This is a genomic window from Flavivirga eckloniae (genome assembly GCF_002886045.1).
GTDB lineage: Bacteria > Bacteroidota > Bacteroidia > Flavobacteriales > Flavobacteriaceae > Flavivirga > Flavivirga eckloniae.
This window is the reverse complement of sequence record NZ_CP025791.1, coordinates 2,937,322-2,962,980: the sequence shown is the minus strand read 5'-3', so window position 1 is coordinate 2,962,980 and position 25,659 is coordinate 2,937,322. Positions and strand designations below refer to the sequence as shown.

Here is a 25,659-nt window from a genome sequence, read left to right as displayed (position 1 = left end):
CAGTATTGAAACTACTTACAGGTATTTAAGGTAAACGATACTTAAAAACGCTGATTTATATTTACTTATGCGTAAATATTTATATCATTTCAGAGCCAGAGATTTCCTGTAGAACTTTGGTACTTCATCTTTATCCCATACACCCCAAAATGCACCAACGTCTCCTTCGTCTCCTACTTTCCATGATTCGTCAAAAGACGAAAAATAAAAAATATCAATATTATCTTGTTTGGACCATTGTTGTGCATTGATGAAGTATTTCATAGCATTTTCATAAGAGGGCAAGGCGCCGTTTAGACCTTCTCCTTCACTTGGCCATCCTGTTTCGGATATAATAACTTTTTTTCCATTGGCTGCTTTAAGTGCTTGGTTAAACATGTCCTTCATGTAAATTAATGCGTATTCATTACTACAACCCTCCCAGTAAGGATAACAATTGGCCAGGATAATATCGCAGGCTTCTGTTATATTTGGTCTTTGCGTAAATTCATAATAGGCATCAACATAACCAACAGGAATATTGGAAATTTTTTCCTTTACCTCGTATATAAATGTTAAAAGCTCTTCTTCGGTTAGGTCACCTCTATACATTACCTCGTTTCCAACGGCTGCAATATCTACATAGCCTTGTTTGGCTAACTCAATAAGACCTGCTATTTCTTTGCGGTTAATATCCGCATCATTTCCCAACCAAGCACCTACCAAGGTTTTAATGCCAAACTCTTTAGCGATAACAGGAATTAATTCATTACCATCTGTGCAGGAAAACGACCGTATCCATTTGGTATATGGCTTTATAATTTTCATTCGGCGTCTAATTTGTCCTTCGGTAATTTGATCACCTGGTTTTTGACCTTCTTCATAAGGGCTAAAACACAACCCATGCATACCATTTTTTAGTATTCTTTTAAATATATTTTCTAAGCCTTTGGTTGTTCTATTATTAAGTTCAGCTCCAGTTAAGGCCATTATTTTATCTGCTCTGTACGACATAACTTCTAATTTTTAAAGTTCACCTCTTCGTTTTACTAATTCTGCTTTAATTTCTTTAGCTCTTGATTCACTAAGACTATATTTCCACATCACCCAAATAGCTAGGGCTGCAGTAAGTGAGGGAATTACAATATCAGCTACTCTAAGCCTATTCATTGTCTCTAAGGTTTGCTCGGTAACATTCGGATCGAAGCCTACGATCTTTAAAATCAATCCGCCTAAAACGAGTGCAATGGCTTGTCCTAATTTGACCATCCACCAATAAATTGCGCCAAAAGTACCTTCCTTACGTGGCATACCGTTTTTTAGTTCATCTAAATCGCAAACATCTGCCGTCATAGACATCATTAAGGTAAACAGGCCTCCCATTCCGAACGCAAATAATGGAATAGGTAAAAATATTAACCAAGGTATTTCACTTCCTGGGTCTATGCTAAACCAAGACATACCAATTTTATCTAGCATTGGATTTAAAGACTCGAACAATGCACCAACACCAGAATTTAACCCTTTACCTAATCCCGTTTCATTAAACTTGTTGTTTAATTCTTTATCGAACCCCCACCACTTTAACAAGTAGCCTGCAATCGATAAAACCGTGGAAATTATGAAAGCTTTTTTCTTTCCCCATTTATTAGCCATTTTTGAAATAATGGGTATCACAATAAAGGCGGTAATTATGGCATTAATCGTATTAAACCAAGCGGGCCAAGTACCTGCCATTTCATAGCTGCCATTATACATGTAAAATACAATAATGAATACACCAAATGCCGCCACAAGTTGAAATCCGTTAAAGACTAAAAAGGTAGCTCCGCATAATTTCATAAATGGTTTGTTCTTGGACACTTGAGCTATGCCTTTAAACAATTCTTTCATATTGGATGCAAGTGTCTTAAAATTAATTTCTTTTCTGTTCTCCATGTGTGCAGAGTCGATACCTTTACAAAACAGAGAAGGCAGAATTCCAAAAACCACACACATCGCACCAACAATAAGGGCCATAGTTCGCACACCTTCGGTTTGTGTATTAAATGTGTTCGAATCTGGTATAATAACATATAACCAAGGAACAATCATCCAGGCAATTTGTCCCATTGTATTCGAAAATGCCATTAAACGTGTACGCTCATTATAGTCTGAAGTCATTTCATAACCCAAACCTACCAGAGGCGTGGCAAACATGGTGTTTCCTACAAGGAATAGAATTTGAAGAACCATAACATGCCAAATAATATACGTTTGCGAAGCATTGTCGTCAATCTGCCACATTAAAAAGAAAAGTATACCGCTTATTATCGCTCCTAAAAAGATGTAAGGTCGTCGCCGTCCCCATTTAGATTTCGTATTGTCTGATATAAAACCCATTATAGGATCTGTAATAGCATCAAATATTCTTGGTAAACCTCCCAAAAGTCCAGCCCATAAGGGGTCTACACCCCAAGCGGTAAGTAAGAAGAATTGAATAAAAACACCTAAAGTTCCAGGTAAAATGTTTAGTATAAAATGTCCAGCACCAAAGGCTGCTTTTTGACCTATAGGAACTCTATCTTTTACTGTAGTTTTAATATTCGACATAATCTTTTTGTTTAGTTAGTTAAACTTCTTTTATGCTTTAGGAATTACAACAGTTTGAATCGCCTTGGCGTCTATTGCAAAATCCACAGTTTTACCGTTCACAGACAGGTTAATGTTTTTTGGAACTTCTGTTTCATTGAAAATCACCACAGTTGTAGTGTCGTCAGGGTTTATGGCCGCTGTTACCATGAGGGTATCGTCTGAATTTTCATGACCAATTATTTTTGCTTCAGGTCTAATGTATTTACTAAAGTGAGCCATGATATAATAAATCGGTGTGAAGTAGACTTCATCTGCATCAGGATCAACAATAACAGGTGCAACGCACCAGTTTTTGAACCAATTAGGGCCTCCCTGCCTATCTAAGACCATATTCCAGTCTACCCACCCATCAACCCAGTTATTTAAGCACCCGATGATGTCTCTCGCATATCGGTTTACGGGTGCATACTTAGGATGAAGATATTTTTCGGCTTCGGAGGCCCAATCCCACCCCCAATCTGTTGCTTCTTTACTCCAATACCAGGCATCGTCTTGCCACTTAGGTATTTCAGAATCCACACATCCTTCGGTTTCTATCAGGTATTTGTCTGGGGCTTTATAGTGTGCATATTGGAGTGCTTCTGGGAAATAATCATAAGTGCTTTCATACCAATGTATAGCCGTACCATCAAAATATTTTGATGATGCTTCGTCGCGATACATTTCATCAACCCATTCTTTTAAACCTGCTCTGTTTTGATCGTAACCTAAAATAATTTTATCGCCATACCCGTCATTTTCTAATTTTGGCCCTAAGTGAAACTGAACAAAATCGGTCATTTCCTTTGGAGAAAAATGCATGCTTTCCCAGTTATTACCATTTCCATGAGGTTCATTTTCAACGGTAAACCCCCAAATGTCGATACCCTCTGCTTTATAAGCATCTAAGTATTTGGAAAAGAACAAAGCCCAGGTATCGTAATATTCCGGGAGCAGTTTGCCTCCTACCCAATGGTTGTTATCTTTCATCCAGGGTGCTGCGGTCCATGGCGATGCGAATATTTTGAAACCGTCTTCTGATATGGCTATGGCATCTTTTATCATTGGAATTAAATCGTCCCTATCTTCCTCGATGGTGAAGTGTTCTAGGTTTTTATCTCCTTCTACAGGCGAGTACGAATAGTTGGTTAACGAGAAATCGCATGAGTTCATGTGTGTTCTCGTTAAGGAATATCTAGCGCCTTCTTTAGCAAAATAGGCTCTCAAAATTGTATCGCGATTCTTTTTACTTAACTTGTTTAATAGGTAAGCCGAAGACTCGGTAAAAGCACCTCCAAAACCTGTGATGGTTTGAAAAGTTTGTTCTGGAGTTAGTTTGATGGTTACTTTCGTATCAGAGTCAAGGAACTCAGTAATTTTAGTTAGTTGATTTCCTTTGGCGGAAGTTTCGAAAACTTCGACCCGTAGTTTATTTTCTGTATTGATACAACTCATCATCGTGAATAAAAGACAGTAGAAATAATATGTTAAAAGTTTCATGTTCATTATTTAAAAACTAATGTGTTGTACTAAATTCTGCATGAGTTGGCGGGACCAAAACTTCCTGCATTAACGCTTCTTTGTCTCCATTGTAGGTTTTTGTTATTGGGTTACCATCTCTTGTCAATCCATCAAAAAGGCCTCTGTCAACCATATCCCATAGGGCATATTTTGCCTGACCTTTTAAGTTTATAAGACCAAAATGGTTTTCTGATCCTAGTTTGTTTGCAGCATCTTTCCACTGCTCATCAAATGCTTCAAAGTAGAAGCAGGAAATGTTTGCCTTATTGGTCCAGTTTCGTATTAATTCGTGGTAACGTCCAGACTTATATTCATCTGTAGCTCTCGATCCGTTTTTGCCGTAATGCCCGTTAGAGGTTGTTGACCAACCTGTTTCTCCTATATGAATAGGCTTATTTACACCCAAGCTTTTCATGTAGTTGGTAACACTATCGTATTGTTTTTTTGCGAAGGCAAGAGCTCGCTGCATAGCAGATTCTATTTTTTCGCTATCTGTAAGGTCTATTTCGTTTTCTGGGGATAACCAAAATTCCGGATTATAATGAGAATTATGCATCGGATAGGTATGCATAGAAATATAATCGACTGCATTGATTAGTTTTTCCAGGTCTTTAGTATGATAACTGGCATCTCCACCACCCCAGGAGGAAAAATCATCGGAGCTGGTAATCCATAACGATTGGGGAAGTTCTCCGGCTTTTTTTAATTCTTGTAAATGGTTTACCCATTTTAGTATCATATTGGGGCGAACAAAATAGCTTGCTGCCCAGTTTACCATGGCTTCATTCCCAACGGCTATTATTTTTATAATGTCTGGGTATGTCTTTGCCAGAGACACCGCTCTTTCAATTTCTGCGGCGTTGTTTTCACTCTCAACGTCATGATTAGGCGCTTTGTCTGTCCATGCATTTTGGCAATCAATCCATGCACCTAGCATAACGTACATTTCAAAAGTAGGATCTTCGTTTTTTAATTCACTAATGGCTTTTAGTATGTTAGGGGCTTGCTGCAGTTGTACATTGTAAGTACGTAATATTTTAATACCCATAGCAGCCAATATTTTCATATCTTCTTTTAACTGTGGGATGGTTGGTTGGATATCTCGTGATACCTGCCTATAACCACCATATGAAATGGCTAAGTATTTGGGGTTACCTAAAATATCTGCTGCAGTTATATGTTTTTCTTCAATCACTTTTTCACTTGCTTTTTTAGACTTATTTGCACATCCAATTGTTGCAATTAAAATGGTTAGTAATAGGAGTTTTTTTAAATTCGTTTTCATCTGCTTGCTTTTATCTTTTTAGCAATACATTTATCTGGCTTATTTGCCCTTTTCTTTGAAATATTGATTCTGAAATTTTTGAATCAAGACTTAAATTATCAAAGTTCAATTGTCTGTCATTATTAAAAATTACGTTTAAGCTATTTTTATCTGAAAGCTTATATATAATTAGCACTTGGCAATAAGTAAAGCAAAGTGTATTTGGGTCTAATAGTATTTCCCATTCCTCTTTTTTAACATCACTGTATCTGAAAACTTTAGGGGTTTTTAAAAACTCTTCTTTACGTAGTAAACAAGGATTGAATGTGATACATCCATTTTTTACAAAAACACCCAGTTCGCCAATTCTACTTAGAATATCTTCTTTTACCTGACCTGTCATTCCAGGTTGTTGCGCACCTTTGGTTGCTGGTGTATGAGAATAAGGGTCGGTTGGAAAAGCTCCGTAAAGTTCGGGTGATTTATGTACACCTATACCTGCATTTATTTCATAATAATGATCTAAAAGCTTCCCAATAAGCTTTTCATTTTTATTCGTGTTTACTGCTAATAAACAATTTTCTTGAACGGCTAATAGTAATTTGGAAACCATATGCCAATAAATGGATCCTAAGCCTTCATAGCCAAAGAATGTTCCTGAGCGCCCTGTGAATGATTTATGATCGAAGATGTCTTCGAAAGTTTCTAATAATAGTTCGGTATCTTTCTTTATAAGGGATTTATAAGCGTCTTTAGAAAGCGTTGTTAAGGCCTCTTGTAAGCTATTGGCATTGTTAAAATTACCATTAAAATGGTAGTTCCCTAAAACATCCTTTTCAATAATATGAGTATTACCGTCTTTTATTAATTGTTTTAATAAGTCGGATTGTTCTACTTTATCAGAAGGGATATTATTCTTCTTATCAAATCGGGGTAATTCTTTGTCCGGATATAATATATAACTGTATTGATCGGCTCTAAAGAGTGAACTATTTTTTAAACCATCAAGCAGTGCTAATGCGTCTTTTGGTGCCAGGTAACCGGAACTTAAAGCAGCCACTTGACCCTCTAGCATTTCTGGCAGATAGGATATGGATACTTCTTTTTTATTTTCGACTGTCATTAAGTTATATGCGTGGTACATATTATCAGGTCGTTTGTTGGCATCAATGGTATGTTGTAAATAATCTTTGGTGGTTTTTATAAAACTTAAAAGCGCGGTTTTGGTTATTACAGATTTATTGTTGTTAAAACCGTTATTATAAATGGTTGTTCTGTACTTACTTCCTGCAGAACCCAGCCCATCTAAAACCGTTTTTCTGTTTTTATCTGATATTTTTCCCGAAAGAATATGCTTGTTTTCTTCAAGTATTGAAGCAGTTTCATCCAAAAATTGTTTAAGTTCTTCAGAGATTTTAATTTGTTTTGTTTCAGATGTATTGATAACCTTTTCTAGGAAATTAAAAAAGCGATTTAAATAGTACAGGGTAACCATGGACACACCATTACCTACTAATGCGTTGTTGGCATCGTTCCACTCTGGACGTTGTGTGTTTAACCAAATGCCGCCTTCTGGGATAAAATTAGATACCTTGGCCAGTACTGTGGCTAAAAGCTTTTCAATTAGGTTAACTTTATAGATGGCATTGTTTTTATCTTGTAGTAAAGTGCCATCTGCACCTATTTTTTGTTTTGCTTCATTGATTTTTGCATCTAGATCATGATCAAAATCAATAGTATCTTTAGGATTAGAAAGTATGTCTTCGTAACTTTTTATTTTATAAGGTACATTGGCGTATACAAATATATCTTGATCGAAACGGGCTTCGAGTTTACCGGGATAATGGTTTTCTATAAATTCTAAAAACTTCAACAGGTAAATAATTTGATGATCGCCCCAGTAGCCTATATACGACCACGGATCGTTCTCCTCAATAACTTCCCAATCGAAACCATCTTTTGTAACACGATATGGATTATAGCCTTCAAATGTAGTGGCATTTAAAAACTTATGAATCATACTTTCTATAAACTCCGGATATGAATATGCTAGAGCTTCCCAGTTTTGAAAAATATCTCGCCAGTTACCTTCGTAGTCCAAAATTTTAGAGCCATCTATTTCGCTATGTGTATTTATTGAAAACTTATTCCAAGGTCTACTTGGGTCTCCATGCCTTCTACTGAATTTTAGAGGTAAATATTCAAAACTAAGTCGTTTAAAAATAGCATCAACATCCTGTTCTGCAAGGTCTTTTAAATAGTTAAGTGTGAATGTTTCGGGTAAGTTTTTTAGTTGGCTGTTCTTTTTACTAAAGAATTGCTTATTGGCGTTTGCTATGTATTTAATAAAGTCTGGTTTTTCAATGTTATAGTCATCATCAAAAATACCGCCTCGCATAATGTTAAACAGCGTGTTGGAAAAATGCCTGTTGTTTATTAAAGGGTCTGCTGTTAGTTGTAAACCATCTGAAGCCCCTGTTAATTCTATCAAACGTTTTGTTCCAGTATCGATAGTATCATTTACAATGTCTGAAATATATGCATGGTTTTTAATAGTTTCTGATATTTCAACCACTCCAGATATTGTTTGATTTACATTGGCAACAAACATCCAGTTTTTCTCCGAATTTGCTTTTAAATCTATATTCGATGATACAAAATAGGCTCCTTTTTCGGCTTTTACATCAACTTCTTGTTTTAAGGGTTTTTTGCTCCTAAAGTTATCAAGTTGTGTTGATGAGATTAAATAAAGTGGGTTTTCAAAACCAGCCGACCAAACGATATTTGCTTTTAAAGCTTCACTAGGTTCTGCTTTGTCAACAATTATGGCACTTAATGTATATACACCTAGACCAGAATCGGGCAATAGCTCGTTTTTTTTGTAGGCGTCTACTAAATTACTTCTACTATTTTGTAAATCTGAAGTAACTCCAGTAGGCAATATGTTTTGTAAACCATCTAAAACAGTAATACGAATCTTAGAAGATGTATTGTTTATTAATGTTGACTTTTTTACAAAACCGAATTCATTACTAGAATTCCATTGATACCTGAATGTTAAGCCCAAATCAACATTAATTTCCTCAAAAATCACTTTATTCCCATAGGTGTTTTTATATATATTTCTTGATATGTTGTAAACACCCATTTGGCGTATTGAGAAAGGTTCCCAGATGTGGATTTTCTCATTTGAATGGATTTGAAATATGGTTTTACTTCCCGTAATGTCTGCCGACTCGGTTATTTTATCGTCTGTGTAATACGGAAACAATGAAGACTCGGCGTTTTTTCTTCCAGCAGATACTCCGCCATTACTCGATATGAACATCCAATGATTTGAATCACTTACTATGCTCATAAAGAAAGGACGCATGGCATCACTATTGGTAATCTTGTAATAGATCTCATTTTCAAAATCTACTAAATCTCCTTTTATGGTATTCATAGTATTTGAAATTTTAGGCTCATCTTTAAAAACTGTATTATTCATTTAGCTTTTTTAAAGTTTATTTTAATAAAAAGGCTAGCTAGTTGATTGAATTTGTGCTAGCCTTTTCTTTACGTTGTAATTATTATTGAACTAATCTTATTCAAGTCTTATATCATCAAAATAGTAGGTTTCTTCAGAATCTGTAAGCGTACCATCTGTACCATCTGGATTATCTGGTTTTATAACCAGTTGATTAAGTCCTGTGTTATTACCTGGGATTCCTGTAAATACTACTTCGATCTCTGTCCAGGTATTAGCTTCTGTTATGGTTCTATATTGTGGTCCAGGGTTTCCAGAACTAGGAGGTTGAGGATTGGTATTTACCTCAAATTTCATGACAACATTCGCTTTGGTTGAATACACTTTAAACTTGAATGTTTTAGTAGCATCAAAATTACTAGGGAATGGGTTTTGGAAACCAGCCCATCTATTTGTTCCGTTAGCTTTAACGACTTTCAATACATTATCTGAAGTATTTATTCCTGTTTTTGCTGGATTTGCCGAAAGCTCTGTTGTAATACTTCCATCATTAGCAAAGGTGCTGATGAAAGACTCGCAGCTTTCAAAATTTACTGGGAATGCTGTTGCCGCTACAGGTGAACCTGAACAACCTCCTGTACCACCAGTTGATCCTGATTTATAGAAATACAGGTTATCCATGAAAACCACAGCCGGATTAACGCCTTTTTGCGCATCAATTTTGAACTGTAATATTTTAGTAAAATCAACCCCTGTAAAATCAGTTACTGGAATGTCGTAACTCTTCCATTCACCTTGTGTTAAATTTGGTAAGCCGACTAATAATTCGTTTGGAGGGCTTATCGGGGTTATTTCTAAAACGGTGGCATCTGGCGTCCAAATATCGACATGTAAAAATTCCATATCGGAGAAATCGGTATCTCCTGCCAACTGCATGCCTATAAACTTTACATTACTATACTTTATGGCATCGTTACCTTGAATAGCTACAGTTTCAGAAACTAAATCGCCTTGCCAGTTGGTATCTAAATTAGTACCTGCTATGTCTGTGTAAGTATCGCTGAATACAGATTTTACATTTGCAGCATCCTGAGTTGGTGTTGGTGCTGCCATGGTTGGCTCTGTAGGTGCTGGTCCTGATTTATAGAAATACAGGTTGTCCATGTACACCACAGCTGGATTAACGCCTTTTTGCGCATCAATTTTGAACTGTAATATTTTAGTAAAATCAACCCCTGTAAAATCAGTTACCGGAATGTCGTAACTCTTCCATTCACCTTGTGTTAAACTTGGTAAGCCGACTAATAATTCGTTTGGAGGGCTTATCGGGGTTATTTCTAGAACGGTGGCATCCGGCGTCCAAATATCGACATGTAAAAATTCCATATCAGAGAAATCGGTATCTCCTGCCAATTGCATTCCAATGAATTTTACATTCCTATATTTTATGGCATCGTTACCTTGAATAGCTACAGTTTCAGAAACTAAATCACCTTGCCAATTGGTATCTAAATTAGTACCTGCTATATCGGTATATGTATCACTAAATACAGATTTTACATTTGCTGCATCTTGGGTTGGTGTTGGAGCAGCCATGGTTGGTTCTGTGCCACCACCAGTTGATCCTGATTTATAGAAATACAGGTTGTCCATATAAACCACAGCCGGATTCACACCTTTTTGTGCATCAATTTTGAACTGTAATATTTTAGTAAAATCAACCCCTGTAAAATCAGTTACCGGAATGTCGTAACTCTTCCATTCACCTTGTGTTAAACTTGGTAAGCCGACTAATAATTCGTTTGGAGGGCTTATTGGCGTTATTTCTAATACCGTAGCATCCGGCGTCCAAATATCGACATGTAAAAATTCCATATCAGAGAAATCAGTATCTCCTGCCAATTGCATGCCTATGAATTTTACATTGCTATATTTTATGGCATTATTACCTTGAATAGATACTGTTTCGGAAACTAAATCACCTTGCCAGTTGGTATCTAAGTTAGTACCCGCTATATCGGTATATGCATCACTAAATACAGATTTAACATTCGCAGCATCCTGAGTTGGTGTTGGAGCTGCCATTGATGGTTCTGTAGATGTACCACCTCCGTCACCAAAGGAAATATCATCAAAATAATAAGTTTCTTCAGAATCTGTTAAGGTACCGTCTGTACCATCTGGATTATCTGGTTTTATAACCAATTGATTAAGACCTGTATTATTACCAGGTATTCCTGTAAACATTACTTCTACTTCAGTCCAAGTGTTAGCATCTGTTATAGTTGCATATTGAGGTCCGGGGTTTCCAGAGCCAGCAGGTTGAGGGTTGCTATTTACCTCAAATTTCATAACAGCATTAGCTTTAGATGAGTATACCTTTACCTTAAGTGTTTTTGTAGCATCAAAATTTTCAGGAAATGCATTTTGAAATCCAGCCCATCTATTAGTTCCGTTAGCTTTAACGACTTTTAATACATTATCTGAAGTGTTTACACCTGTTTTATCTGGGTTGCCCGAAAGCTCAGTGGTAATACTTCCATCGTTTGCAAATGAGTCTATAAAAGATTCGCATGCTTCAAAATCTACAGGGAATGCGGTTGCGGCAACAGGTGTATCTGTACATGCCCCACCAGTAGTATCTGTTTCAACTTGCTCTAAATTATCGAAGTAAAAAGTTCCTGAGGCTGTACCCGGACCATCTACAAAAATTACGAGTTTAGGATATGTTCCCGAGTCGGAGAAGTTAAAAGATAATTCTTCCCATCCTGTACCGCCATGATTAACCGTAACTTCGACAAAATCATTTTCTGAAATTTCAAGTTTAAGCAGTACGCTTATTGGAGCGTCTGACCAAAAATCCATTTTTATGGTTTTTTCTGTAGATAGGTCTATTGAAGTTCCTAACTCGAAAGCAATACCTTCAAAAGTAGCTCCGCTATTGGTTAATGCTCCAACTTTTGAAGCATCAGTGTTTGACCCTGAAGGGTCGGGGTTATCTACTATTGCAAAAGAAGCGCCACTAAAAGGATCACCACCATAATTTACATTGTTCGAATCGAATGAAATTGGAAACGCAACGGCTTCTGGAATCGATATTTCAATGTTATCTTCAAATGTATCAGATGCTCCTGCAACATTCAGGGCTTTAAGTGTAATAGTGTAAGTACCATTGGTGTAAACTTTTACTGGATTAATAAGAGTAGATGTGTCATCATCTCCAAAATTCCATTCATAGGTATTTGCGTTTTCTGATATATTGATAAAGGTTACGGTTCCCGTATTCATATCAACAGTATAACTAAAACCAGCTTCAACTCTTGGTAATACGGCATCATCATCTTCACATGCATTGAAGGATAATGCCAATATCAAAATGGATATATATTTAAATGTTTTTGTTATAGTTTTCATTGTTTTTTATTTTGAGTTAGTTAGTTTCTTCTATTATAAACACGTACATAGTCTACCAACATAGTTTGAGGGAATACGGTTTCTGCATTTGGTGCACCTGGTAATTGGCCTCCAACGGCTACGTTTAATATAATGTAGAAAGGGCCTCGATTAAACACCCATTCTCCGGGAACATCATCTGGAGTTATCTGATTGTATAATATATCATCTACATAGTAATTGATATAATCTGGTCCCCATTCTATTCCGAAAATGTGAAATCCAGTATCAAACCTATCGTTCTCTAATTGATAAGGCTTACCTATAGATTGACCTCCTGAATAACCTGGACCATGAACGGTACCAAACATTATAGTTGGTTCACTTCCAACATATTCCATAATATCAATTTCTCCAATTTGTGGCCATACTTCTGTACCATTAGAATCGTCACCTAACAACCAAAATGCTGGCCAAAGCCCTTTTCCATAAGGCAACCTGATACGAGCTTCAAAACGCCCATAGGTTTGTTCAAACTTTCCTTTAGTTAACAATCTTGCTGAGGTATAAGAAGCACCATTAAAGGCCTCTTCTTTAGCTGTTATTATCAATACGCCATTCTGTACGGTTACATTTTCTGAACGATCTGTATAATATTGTAACTCGTTATTACCCCAACCGTTTTGTCCTGTACCAATATCAAACCCCCAAATTGTTGAGTTAGGAGCACCATCGGTATCAAACTCATCTGCCATAACGAGCTCTGTGAACGTAGCTACAGTTTGTGTTTCATCAGTTTCACAGCTGGATATCACAAAAAAGGAAATCATCAAGAAGGACATCAAGAACAGTGTTTTTGTTCTCATTTTATATGTATGCTTTTTATTCATCTTATTTCTTTTTAAAATTTATGTTACCTAGCTTATTCTGTGTAGAAGTAAATGTTGTCCAATATGAAATCAGGGCCACCTGCTAATATAAGAGCACCTAAATTATTTTTTTGAGTAGCTATATCACCGCCTAGTGGAATATCGAAAGATGTCCAGACACCTTGAGTTAAACCTGAAACAGTAAACCTGAAATCTTTATCGTCTCCATCGGGAGCGCCATTGAAAACATTTGTTTCTAGTTCTCCATTTCCACCAATATCTCGTATTTGTATTTCAAAATTAGTATCTGATTGTTGCGTATAAACATCAACATGAAGATGAGTTAGTGCTGATGCGTCTACAGTATTGTTAAAAATGATACCAGTAAAATTGTTATTGGTATAGATTTGAACATTATTACCATTTGAAGTTGCTTCTGTAGTTTGTGTGGTCGAACCTCCAAAACCTGGATTAAAATTACTTTCAGTTTCTGTTGCGTATGTATCACTATAAATAGATTTAACATTAGCCTCTGGTCTTGTTGGTTCTGGGGAATCTGGTAAATCACCACTCGATGTTATTTTCAAAGAACCCTTAGCAGCTACACCTGCTAAAACAGCCGTTATGACTGTTGTGCCTTGATTAAGAATAGTAACCAACCCTTTTTCATTTACCGAAGCGATATTTGGTGTTGATGAAGAAAAGGAGAAATATGCTGGTGTGGTATTTACTGTTACATTGCTTCCATTGACATTAAACGTTTGTGTAAGACCACTAGCTGCCAAGTCTATTTCACTGCCATTAAAAGATTGTTGCTCAACATCCTGACCGCCTAAAATAAAAGGTTGTGATTGAGCAACAGTTCCTAGTTTTTCAAACTTAACCTCATCTATCCAAAAAGTGTATCCTACTTCGCTACCTACTGGACCTATACCTCCTGCAGAGTATCTTAACATGCCACGTTCTTGAATCAACTTAGACGGGTCTGGGATAGGAATAATATATTTTATCCAATTTGTTGTTAAGTCTATATTTGTTCTGGTAACGATATGTTTATTTTCACCAAAATCTTCGCCAAACCCCACTTCTCCTATCGTAACAGCCTGAGAAGCCTTTGCCCAAAACGTTAAGGCATCAAAACCTGATAAATCTCTACCAGAGCCTTCCCCATCGATTCTAAAGATGGCTCCAGCATAATTTCCATTAGGATCGTTTGCATTTGGCACATCAAAACGCATAGATGCAGTACCTTCATAGCTTACCTCATTATCTACTGACCAGGCTGTGGCTTTTGATCCGATATAAGGAAAATAAAAATTAGTACCTAAACCAACAGGGGCGTCCGTAAAAACTTCTGCTGTGTTTGGGAATGTTGCAAATACGGCTTCATCAGACAATTCTCTTTCGCAGCTTACTAAAATTGTAAAAATGAATCCTAAAAGGCAGATCATTTTTGTATATGTAAATTTTATATTTTTCATCTTAGTTTTATTTTATTTACCAATATTGATGTGTATATATGTTCTGATTTCCCACTCATTTCCATCATCAAATCCAACAGGGCTAATTGGCGGTATAGCTGGAAACGTGTTTGGAGGAACAGCAATAGGTGAATATCTAGGTGAGTTTTCATTTAAGGAACGCCAAGTACCACGGACACCTATTTTAGTATCTGGAAGAATAAACCAATCAGGCTTACCTATGGACGTAGAAATATCGATCATGTTTTGTACAGGGAAAGTCAAGTTGAAATCACGATGGTAATCAAAAGGCCCCCAATCGTTAACTTTGAAACCGTATTCTATTTTCCACTTTTTGTATATCATTTTGATGTTACCACCAAAGCGTTCTATAGTTCTGTCACTATCACCATTTGCCTGAGCGTTGCCTCCATAAAGATTTCCAATGATCCCTAAGTCTGGACTTACTTTAGAAACAACACGAGAACTTAATTCCCAGAGGTCTTGTGCTGGCGCAGCCTGCGGAAAAGCAAAAAAGGTACGATTTGCTAAAAACCCAATATGCGCATCTTGTGATGTTGGCTGATGTCTAAATACAAAACCTAAGTTAAAAGCCAATTTTGCATCTTCCGCCCGATCATTGTCCCACTCATAAAACCAGGATCCAGGTGTTGGATCGAAGGTTAAGAGTAATTCTCCTGCTGTGGTTTCTCTGTTACCTCTTACAGCGAATGGATCATCAATAAAGTTTCTTAATCTTCCTGGTGCGGTTACATCATTAGGCATAGGATCTACTAAAGGTTTTTGCCAAAGGAAATTTGGTGCTATTTGCCAATCTCCAATGCTGTATGTGAAACCAGAAAGTATGTTGGTTTGATTGCCACTTCCAGAATCTTTAAGTTTCCAACCTGTAAATGTTCTTGTAGCATCTGCGCCTCCATTGGCAACCAATCCCATATATGCCGCTTGTGCATAGAAATTAAATCGTCCTTTTTCATAGGTTATTTTGGCTTTCCCGCCCCAGTTATCATCTGAGTTGATTTTATCTTGATATACTACATAGTTTCCAGATTCACCTGTTACATCTTGAAATGTACTACCGTTAAGAGGACTTCCTCCCCAGATACCTCCTAATGAAATACCAAAGGCTCCAAAGTCTCTTTCTAAAACTATGGTCGCACGTTCTGTGGGCCAAGGTGGAATAACACCACTTTGTACCTGATTAGCATTTAAAAATCGTAGTCCATTATCGTCAAATTCTAGGCTCGTATCTAAATCTCTATGATAAATACCAGTAATATCCCAATGCTTAAAATGAGTTCTGTATTTTAATAATATCGTTGGATTTGCTCCCCACCATAATTGTGGTCCAAAAGCTGCTTTTAGTCCTTTTAAGGCTTTTTTACCATCTACTTCTACACCTAGAATTTCTCCGTTGTATATGTCTAGGTTAGGGCCGTAATTAGCTTCTGGGTATAAGCCAAAGAAATCGCCTTCATACCCCCAGTGGTAGTGGCCGGTTCTGTAAAACCCTCTTACATCTGCCACTTTAGAGTTCCATTCAAACTCAGCATTGTACACCCTCACTCTATTGTTATCTGTAATAATAACTTCTTCGCCGTTTGTATTGATAACTTTAACTGGTCTACCTACGTTCTCGTAAAATATCTCATTAATAGGGTTTTGTGCTACATTACCAAGAATATTGAAATTAACTTCTGCACGCATGTTTGAGGTTGGATTCCCTTCAACACCAACATAATAAGATTGCATGTGGTCAAAACCAAGCTGATTAGGAAATGCTGCTTCATCTGGATTTGCAGTCTCTGGGGTTGTTAATAAAGTACCTCCTGTACTAAATGTGGTAAACTCAGCGCGTAAATTGCTTAATCTTACTTTACCAGCGCTAGTTGCTCCAAGTGCGGCTTTATCGCCTCTTGCCCTAAGTACAGCGTCCATTAGCTCTATATTGTTGAAATAATTATCAACAAAATCTGAGGTTACATCTTTGGCATAAGGATCTAGGCTATGTGCTTCTTTTAAGGCGTAGTATGCTGCTCTTGGGTATAAACTGTAAAGTCCTCTTTCGTTTGTTGGTCCTTTGGCACAAATACCAAACCACTCTTCGTTCATATTGTTTTCTCCTGGATCTAAATCTAAGTAGTAGCCTCCGTTTGACCAGGATGCGTTAGTATCGTGAATATCAAGGTTTTTAGTTTGACCAAATTTCCACCATCCGTCGCTAAACTGAAAGGTAAAACCTCCTATCGAATTTCCTGATTTTCCTAACCCAGCAGCATTTTGGTAGATCTCTTTCCAGTTTTCTACCATAAAAAATGCTTGCATCTTTTGGTCCTCTTGATTGGTTTTGGCATTAAATGCATCGCATCCGAATTCGGTAAACATGATGGGTTTGTTCAATTCTTTTTTAACGCGTTCGAAAGCGTCTCCAAAAGATTTACCTCGATACATGTTTACGCCATAAATATCTACGTCTTTACATTCTTCTGCTATAATATCTGCAAACAATAAATCTCCGTTACAAATGGCCACTGGATGCGATGCATCAATGGACTTCATTTTAAGCACGGCATCATTCATTAGCTTATACATGGGTCTTCCCCGCTTTTCGCCGACTTCCCGCTTCTTATCTTCTTCATCTGGAAAATCTTCGGTTTCGGCTCCTGCCCAGAACAAACCATAGTTGTTTTCGTTTCCTAAGAGGAACAGTAACATTCCCGGTGTGTTTCTGTAGGTTTCTGCCATCTGAGAGACTTCAGATATTAATAGTTTCTGTGTTGCTGGGTCTCTGTAATCTGTTACTGCTACCCAGGCTCCGTTTATTGTTAACCCATATCTACCAAAGGAATGGTTGAGCATGGTATAGATTCCATAGTTTTCGTAGATGTATTGAATCCATTTAGGTTGTACGCCTGTATACTGCCTAATAACATTTACGCCCATGTTTTTTAGCAGTCCCATTTCGGCGTCTAATGCTGCTTTAATAACATCATCGGATTGTTTCCATAGACTGTAATTGTAATTGGTACCTATTGGGAAATAATCCCAATTCATACCATTAATCATGAAATCTTTTCCATTCACAACTAATTTCATGCCCTCCTCATTACTTACAACGGACACCTTTTGAGACTGCGCAAGTGTAGTTATTGCAAATAAGAAAAGTACTAATCTTAAAAGAACGTTTTTCATAGTTTTGTTTAATTATTTAGTTAGTCTATTTTATATTCAGAAATACTTTATTGTATTGTTCCTGCTTTCAATGAGTTGTATTATAAATTGATTAGGAATTTTATAAATACCAGAAAAGGGACTTTATGGTTTGAAGTAAAATTACCTGTATTAATTACGAAATCCATAAAAAAGACCTCAACAAAAAGCATACATTATAAAAAAATCGAGTTTTATTACTAAAACCTCAATGTTTTTAAGCTTTTGTTAGGGGTCTTCTTACAATCACATAAGTTTTAAAAAGTAAGAAAAAACGCAAATGTTGTGGTGTTGTATAGGTAAAAAAAACAAATGTTGTGTGTTTATATTTCCAAAATATAGTCCGTTAAGCTTGATTCGTGCGGTAAATTCATCTTTTTTCGCAATCTGTAACGTTTTACTTCTACGCTTCTGGATGAAATGTTAAGTAATGGGGCAATTTCTTTTGACGATAGATTGAGCCTTAAATAAGCACATAATCTTAAATCGTTTGAAGTAAGCGCAGGGTGTTCTTGTTTTATCTTTTTAAGAAAGTCTTTATCGGCATTATTAAAGGCTTCTTCAAAAACATGCCAGTCGTCTGTATTATTTATATTCCTGTCAATTATTTTAATAACATGTTTTATCTTATTAATGTCATCAATATTTTTTAATTCCTTTTTTATACTATTTAAAAACTCGTTCTTTTTAATTAAGCTCATGGTTGAAATACCTAGCTCACGATTTTTGTTATCTATATCCTGTCTTAATTTTTCGTTATTAAAACGCATAAACTGCTGTTTGTTTTCCAACTCTTTTAGCTCCAGTTCGCGTGTGGTTTTTTGTAATAATGCTTCTCTTTGTTTTCTGTAGTAGCGTTTATAAATATTGTGCATTATTAATGAAAACAATAAAACTAAAACCACATATGTAACTATCATGGCATTTGAAAGGTACCAGGGTCTTTCAATATTAAAGCTATAAGATGCTATATTTTTAGACATGGTATTGCCTATTCGGGCTCTAACATTAAATATGTAATCGCCATGAGGTAGGTTTTCAAATAGTGTATTAGATTTGAAAGACCAATTGCTCCAATTTGGATACATGCCTACTAATTGGTACTGATATTCTGTATCGAGATATTTGTCATATTCTTGAACACTAAACAAGAATTCCAGATTATTGTCTTGGTTTATAAAGCTTCTGTTTCCATTTTTGTTTACAATTTCGGGGCTTGTAACTATACTGTGTTTTGTTATGGTATTAATTGAAATATCGTAAGATTTATGGGATACTTTGTCTAAATCTATAATAACGAACCCTGTTGAGGTTCCTATTAAATACCTTTGATTATCGAGATAGGAGATGTTTTCGTAACCTGTTAACCCTCGAGGCAATACCTTGGAAAAAGGGATTTTATTGACCTTTGGGGTATTACTTAATTTTCCCGGAGTTATATAGCTTAAGTTTGTTTTAGAAAAGCACCATAGGGTATTGGGTATTTTATTAAATTCTAGTCTTCCAGAGGTATAATCTTGTTTTGTAAACAGGGTACTTAAAACAGTGTCTTTTAAAAACTTATTGGCTTTGGTATTGTACTTTAACACGCCCTCTTTATGTGTATACAATAAATTGTTATTATACTTAATAATGCTAGAGTTTGGTTCTTTACCAAGGTCTGGATCCTTCTTGATTTCTAATACTTTTGTAAAATTTTGGTCTACATTAATTTTAAAAACACCTTTGTATTCGTGACTAACAAAAATGTGATCGTTATAGATTTCAAAGAATTTACTTGAGAGGTCAAACCCTTCTATTTTGTTTCTAAATACCCAACTGTTATTAACTTTTTGAAGCATGTAGAGTCCATCGTAATTGCCTTGTATTAGTAAGTCTGTTTTACCGTGTATTGGTTTTATATTCCAGGTACCGTGTTGTATGCCTTTAATTTTTTCTCCTGTATCGTTATTTATAATGGATGTTCCTGTATCATGACCACAAAACAATGTATTATCTATTATGGTTAGAGACCAAACGGCTTCCTGGATAGTTTCAATAAGTTTAAAGTCGTCATTTTTTCCCAAGGGCTTATAAAAGAGTCCTTGATTTGTACCTAAATATAAATTGTTATTAAAAACCGCAGAGGTGTATACTGTTCCTATTTTTCCTTCTTCATCGGTATAAATACTAAATGGCGATTTAATATTTACGCAATTAATCCCATTTTCTAAAGCTAGCCAGATGTTATTTTCGGCATCTTCGAAAACAGAATGAACGGTATTGTTACTTAATCCATGGTTGGTATCTATATTATAATCGATAGTACCATTTGCAGTTAAATGCAAAATACCGTTAGATCGAGTTCCTAATATAAAGCTATTGTCTTTTAATTGAATACTACGAAATACACTTACTTCCGATAATTTCTGGTTGGCAGGGATATTCCATTTAGATAGGTTTCCGTTATTAAAAATATAAAATCCATTATTTTCTGTTTCTATTAATAGATTGTCATTTTTATTAAAAATGTTAACTAGCCTGTTTTCTTTAAGAATAGGGTTGTTAGAAACTAGTTTTGATTCGCCTTTTTCAATCTTGTAAATACCATCTTTTGTTTTTTGATAATAGATTGTTCCATTAACTTTAAACATTTTGTAGATAATGGTTTCTGAGTCAATGATGCTATAGGAGCCACTTGTTTTGTTGTAAATATATATTCGCTTTAGGGACTGAAATAGTATGTATTCATCTATACTTATAATGTTCCAGAATTCTTCGTCTTCTAAAAAATCTACGTTTAGTTTTTTAGAAAGTGAGGTATAATATAGTAACCCGAATTCGTTTCTTTGCCAATATCCGAACTCTCTATTGGCACCGGTGTATATTAAATTGTCTATAACGTTTACAGATCGTATAATCGTTTCGTTAGGTGATAGGTATAATTGCCAATTGGCGCCATTAAATTCAAGCAACCCTTTATTATTAGCTACATAGATATAATTTTCTTTGGACTGGGAAATGGACCAATTTTGAATTTCGGCACCGTAATCTTTTGGCGAAAAAACTTCAATAGGAGGGTGTTCTTGAGCATATAAAAGGCTATATACGCAAAAGAATGTATTAAAAAACAGAAAGCTATATCGTTTCAATTAATCTTAGTTGTTGTATTACTAAGATAGTAAAAATTAGAGTTGTAGGAGATATTGTATGGGTAAGATGAAATGTGAATTAACAAAAAAGCCCGCTTCAAGAGCGGGCTTTTGTTAAAAAAATAAATATGTCTAGTCCATACGTTTTATTCTGCCTCCGAATACTCTACTTTCATCTATACGTTCTGGTTTACCATAAATATACACATCGCCCCCTGCTCTTATTTTAGCATTAACTAACTTTTGGGAACGAACGTGTGCTTCTCCTGCAATTCGTACAGAAACGTCTGTATATTCTGTTTTAAGATCTTCTCCCTGGTAAATACCACCTGTATAAATAGATACATCTTGATGCTTGGCAATTCCTGAAGCGTGAATGGTAGCTCCTGTAACGGATCTGATATTGGCATAATTTACATCCAGCTTTACATTTATACGGCCACCTTCTTGAGCATTTAAATCTATTTCGAATTGTTTAATGATATCGTCTGAATGAACTTTTGCTCCTTCGTTAACATCAATTACGTCTACATTTGTATAGTATAATTGTATTTTTGTTTTATCGCCATCAAAAGCTTCTTCAAGCTTCATTTTAATTTTTAGTGTTCCATTTTTATTGTTTACAAGAACATCTCTATTGTTTTCTCCTGAGATAACAATTCTATTTTCATCAGATTTAATGAGTTCAACTTTCATCAAATCGAATACTTTTAAGGTTGTAAATTCCCCAATAGATTTTTTTATCGGCTTTTGTGCTACGGCTATTGTAGAAACTAATATTGTTAATATGATTATTAAGCGTTTCATGTGTAATAATTTTATGTTTTTTGATTTAAACGTAAAGTTATCAATAATTATTCCTTTTTTTAAATTAAATAATTTTTACAGCTGTTCCTGTAATGGATACTATGATTAAACCTGTAGTTGGATTTGTTTCTATATCTACTATAATCCCAACAATAGCATTTGCTTTTAAATTAATAGCATTTTCCTTAAGCTTTTGAAAGGCTTCTTCTTTTGTTTCGTTGACTTTTTTCTCGTACGACCGGTAATATTTAGTCATGTTAAAAGAAAAAGTGGTTTTGGGCATGCTTGTATTAACACCTGTAACGATGCCCAAGTAGTCTTGTATGGTGTGCCCTTCTATTGAATGTGTTGTTGTTAAAATCATGACTTTATTTTTATTGTTAGTTGCATGGCTATAACAATTGTTACAAGGCTATTCTGTTTCGTTTTTCCCTATTAGGTTGAAATCCAGATGTTTTTTAACTAAATCTGCGTTTTTAACTTTTACGATAACTTCGTCACCAAGTTGATACATCATTTTAGTATTTCTTCCAACCATAGCGTATAGATCTTGGTCGAACGCATAGTGATCGTCTGTCATATCACGTACGCTTACCATGCCTTCACATTTGTTGGAAATAATTTCAACATAAATACCCCAATCGGTTACTCCAGAAATAACACCTAAAAACGTTTCGTCTTTATGGTCTTGCATAAATTTAATTTGCATGTATTTTATGGAATCCCGTTCTGCTTTGGCTGCAAGATTCTCCATGGCACTTGAATGGCTGCACTTATCTTCGTAAACTTCTTCGTTTACAGATTTACCACCATCTAAATAGTGTTGTAATAAACGGTGTGCCATAACATCTGGATAACGACGAATGGGCGATGTAAAATGACTGTAATAATCGAACGCCAAACCATAATGTCCAATGTTATTTGTGGTATATTCGGCTTTACTCATACTTCTAATGGCTAGTGTATCTACGAGGTTTTGCTCTTTTTTACCGTTTACTTCTTTAAGTAGATTGTTTAGAGACGCCGATGTGGTTTTTCTGTCTTTAAAATTAAGTTTGTAACCAAATTTAGAAACAACACCTTGTAATCCTGCTAATTTGCTATCGTCTGGTTCGTCGTGTACTCGATATACAAAAGTTTTTTTAGGATCTTTTTTACCAATAAATTCGGATACTTTTCGATTTGCCAAAAGCATAAATTCCTCAATAAGTTTATTGGCATCTTTGCTCGTTTTAAAGAATACACCAACTGGATTATTCTTTTCATCTAAGTTGAATTTTACTTCTACTTTGTCGAAGGAAATGGCGCCAGACCTCATACGCTTTTTACGCATAATTTTAGCCAGTTCATCCATTTTTAAAATGGCTTGCGCTATTTCTTTAGGTGTTTGATATTCTTTACCTGTAAGTGATACTTCTTTTGGTATGGTATTATTAATTTCGTTAATGTTGTGGATTCCTGCCTTCGCAGGAATGACAAGCCCTATATTATTTTCTATAATAGCCTGGGCTTCTTCGTAAGCATATCGTGCATCACTATAGGTTACGGTACGGCCAAACCATTCGTTTTTAATTTCGCATTTATCATTTATTTGAAACACAGCAGAAAAGGTGTACTTTTCTTCATGCGGACGTAATGAACAGGCTTTATTTGATAGCACTTCGGGAAGCATAGGCACAACTCTGTCTACTAAATAAATGGATGTGGCACGCTCGTAAGCTTCATCGTCTAAAACAGTGCCTTCCTGTAAATAATGAGATACGTCTGCAATATGAATTCCTATTTCGTATAATCCGTTATCCAGAACTTCAAAAGATAAAGCATCATCAAAATCTTTGGCATCTTTAGGATCGATCGTAAAGGTTAAATCTTTACGCATGTCTCTACGTTTAGCAATTTCTTCCGGAGTAATAGAGGTGTCTAATTTATTGGCAAATGCTTCTACTTCGTGTGGAAATTCGTGTGGTAACCCGTATTCTGCAAGAATAGAATGGATTTCGGTATTATGATCTCCGGGTTTACCAAGAACTTGGATTACTTTTCCGTATGGCGAATCGGCATTTTCTGGCCAATCTTCAAGTTTTACTAATACTTTATCTCCGTCTTCTGCTTTAAAGGCTTTGTTAATAGGAATAAAAATATCCTTATACATTTTTGAGCTATCTGCAATTACAAATGCGTAGTTGCTATGTATTTGAATAACACCAACATACTCACTTTTGTCGCGTTTTATAATGTTGGTTATCTCTCCTTCTAATTTTCCTCTTTTTCTACGTTTATAAACATAGAATTCTACTTCGTCGCCATCCAATGCTCTATTTATATTATTGGATGCTATAAAAACATCATCATCAAAGTCTTCACAAATAATGTAGCCAGATCCTTTGGCCGATAAATCTAAAATACCAGTATGGTATTCTGTATTAACTACTGCTTTAAACTTGCCTCTATCTACTTGTATAATCTCTTGTTTGGCAGCAAGTTTGGCTAAGGTTTTTATAATTTGATTTCTGCTACTGGCATCATTAACACCTAGTTTCGCAGCAATTTGTTTATAGTTGAATGATTGGTTTCTATCTTTTTTTAAAATACTTAGAATGGTATTTGTTAAGTTGGAAATTCCTTTCTTCGATTTCCTTTTTTTCTTTCTTGTCATTTATAATTTAATTCATAATCGTTTCCTATAAGGTATATAGGAGTTAATAGTTTTAAACTTAATTAATTGGTGAAGATTTTGCATTAAGTTTTGTGCAAAGTTACATTTAATATTTTTAATGGTATTTTTTTAATGTTAAGCTATAAAAAAAGAAAAGGTTTCTGTATAAATAGAAACCTTTTCCGAAATGTAATTTTGTTTTATGTCGTATTCTCTATTCTTTGAGAAACTTTATAGTATTTCTATTTTTAAACTGTATAAAATACATTCCGCTGGAAAGGTTTTTAATATCTGTTTTTTGTTTGGCAGAGATAACTCCTGTATTTACTTTATCACCCAAGCAATTATATATGGTATAGTTTTCTGCTCTGTTTAATCCTGAAATTTGAATAAAATCCGAAGCGGGATTTGGAGACAATTTTAAATTCGGTAAATCAATAAGTTTGCCTGTTGATAACGTGTTTAAATCGAATTTATAAATTTTCCTTGTGCCGTTATCTGAAATATAAAGGTCATTTCCATTAATAGCTAACCCTAACGGACGATCAAGCCCGTTTACTATTTCTATAGCCGTTGGATTTGTTTCAGTAATATTTATCTTAGAAATTATGCCATCGCCACTTTCGGCAACATACAGATTATTTCCATCTAGTATCATCGCGGAGGGCATATTCAATCCTATTATAACATCTGTAACCATTGGTGTTGGAGAGTTAAGGTTTGTTTTAAAAATCCTGTTTCCTCCTTCTGCAACATACAAGTCGTCTCCAATAATTATCATACTACTAGGATTGCTTAAACTGGTTATAACCTCTGTAACTATAGGTGTTGTTGCGGTAATATCTATTTGGGAAATTTTATCTCTTTCAGCTATATATAGATCATTCCCGTTAAGAACCAAACTAGACGGATAATTTAATCCAGTAACAACATCTGTGGCTACAATTGGTGTTGTCGCGGTAATATTTATTTTAGAGATTTTTCTTCCTTGAGTAAAATACATTTCATTCCCATGGAGCACCATTTCAAAAGGAGCAACCAGACGTGTGGTAACATTTGTTTTCGATGGCGATGTATCAGTAGTATTTATTTTAGAAATACCGAGCCCTTCTGCAATATATAGGTCATTTCCATTAAGTAAAATTCCAGCAGGGCCATTTAATCCATCAATAACATCGGTAACCTGTGCTATAAGTTTAACAGAACTTAAAACTAAAAAGGCTATAAGAAAGTAGGTTTTTTTCATGATAGTTTGAGATTTTGAGG

General features: G+C 35.4%; 14 protein-coding genes. All 14 read right to left on the bottom strand.

Annotated elements, in window-relative coordinates; all coding sequences use genetic code 11:
• Nucleotides 1-84: 84 nt before the first annotated feature.
• Nucleotides 85-993, bottom strand: a complete 909-nt coding sequence (locus tag C1H87_RS12190; RefSeq protein ID WP_102756081.1) for a glycoside hydrolase family 17 protein — start codon at nt 991-993, stop codon at nt 85-87.
• A gap of 12 nt (nt 994-1,005) precedes the next feature.
• Nucleotides 1,006-2,571 (bottom strand): MFS transporter, encoded by a 1,566-nt coding sequence (locus tag C1H87_RS12185; RefSeq protein WP_102756080.1) that lies wholly within the window; start codon nt 2,569-2,571, stop codon nt 1,006-1,008.
• Nucleotides 2,572-2,601: 30 nt separating this feature from the next.
• Nucleotides 2,602-4,050 (bottom strand): glycoside hydrolase family 30 protein, encoded by a 1,449-nt coding sequence (locus C1H87_RS12180; RefSeq protein ID WP_394337964.1) that lies wholly within the window; start codon nt 4,048-4,050, stop codon nt 2,602-2,604.
• A 58-nt stretch (nt 4,051-4,108) separates the two neighbouring features.
• Nucleotides 4,109-5,398, bottom strand: coding sequence for a glycosyl hydrolase family 17 protein (locus tag C1H87_RS12175; RefSeq protein ID WP_102756079.1), 1,290 nt, complete (start codon nt 5,396-5,398; stop codon nt 4,109-4,111).
• A gap of 10 nt (nt 5,399-5,408) precedes the next feature.
• A complete protein-coding gene (locus C1H87_RS12170) occupies nt 5,409-8,867 on the bottom strand; it encodes a hypothetical protein (RefSeq protein WP_102756078.1) in 3,459 nt (1,152 codons plus the stop codon).
• A gap of 96 nt (nt 8,868-8,963) precedes the next feature.
• The gene (locus C1H87_RS12165) at nt 8,964-12,260 is read right to left on the bottom strand and encodes a PKD domain-containing protein (RefSeq protein WP_102756077.1); all 3,297 of its coding nucleotides are present in this window, start codon (nt 12,258-12,260) and stop codon (nt 8,964-8,966) included.
• A gap of 20 nt (nt 12,261-12,280) precedes the next feature.
• The gene (locus C1H87_RS12160) at nt 12,281-13,129 is read right to left on the bottom strand and encodes a glycoside hydrolase family 16 protein (protein WP_102756076.1); all 849 of its coding nucleotides are present in this window, start codon (nt 13,127-13,129) and stop codon (nt 12,281-12,283) included.
• A 32-nt stretch (nt 13,130-13,161) separates the two neighbouring features.
• The gene (locus C1H87_RS12155) at nt 13,162-14,589 is read right to left on the bottom strand and encodes a glycosyl hydrolase family 16 (RefSeq protein ID WP_102756075.1); all 1,428 of its coding nucleotides are present in this window, start codon (nt 14,587-14,589) and stop codon (nt 13,162-13,164) included.
• Between the two features lie 12 nt (nt 14,590-14,601).
• A complete protein-coding gene (locus C1H87_RS12150) occupies nt 14,602-17,781 on the bottom strand; it encodes a glycoside hydrolase family 2 TIM barrel-domain containing protein (RefSeq protein WP_102756074.1) in 3,180 nt (1,059 codons plus the stop codon).
• A 341-nt stretch (nt 17,782-18,122) separates the two neighbouring features.
• On the bottom strand, nt 18,123-20,930 hold the full coding sequence (locus tag C1H87_RS12145; protein WP_233783110.1) for a helix-turn-helix and ligand-binding sensor domain-containing protein: 2,808 nt from the start codon (nt 20,928-20,930) through the stop codon (nt 18,123-18,125).
• A 132-nt stretch (nt 20,931-21,062) separates the two neighbouring features.
• Complete coding sequence (locus C1H87_RS12140; RefSeq protein WP_102756073.1) at nt 21,063-21,737, bottom strand: head GIN domain-containing protein; 675 nt, start codon at nt 21,735-21,737, stop codon at nt 21,063-21,065.
• A 64-nt stretch (nt 21,738-21,801) separates the two neighbouring features.
• Nucleotides 21,802-22,101 carry a heavy metal-binding domain-containing protein gene (locus C1H87_RS12135; protein ID WP_102756072.1) on the bottom strand — a complete coding sequence of 100 codons (300 nt, stop codon included), beginning with the start codon at nt 22,099-22,101 and terminating at the stop codon, nt 21,802-21,804.
• Nucleotides 22,102-22,149: 48 nt separating this feature from the next.
• Nucleotides 22,150-24,393, bottom strand: coding sequence for a ribonuclease R family protein (locus tag C1H87_RS12130; protein ID WP_102756071.1), 2,244 nt, complete (start codon nt 24,391-24,393; stop codon nt 22,150-22,152).
• Nucleotides 24,394-24,607: 214 nt separating this feature from the next.
• Entirely contained in the window at nt 24,608-25,639 is a 1,032-nt protein-coding gene (locus C1H87_RS12125; protein ID WP_102756070.1) for a T9SS type A sorting domain-containing protein, read from the bottom strand.
• Nucleotides 25,640-25,659 lie beyond the last annotated feature (20 nt).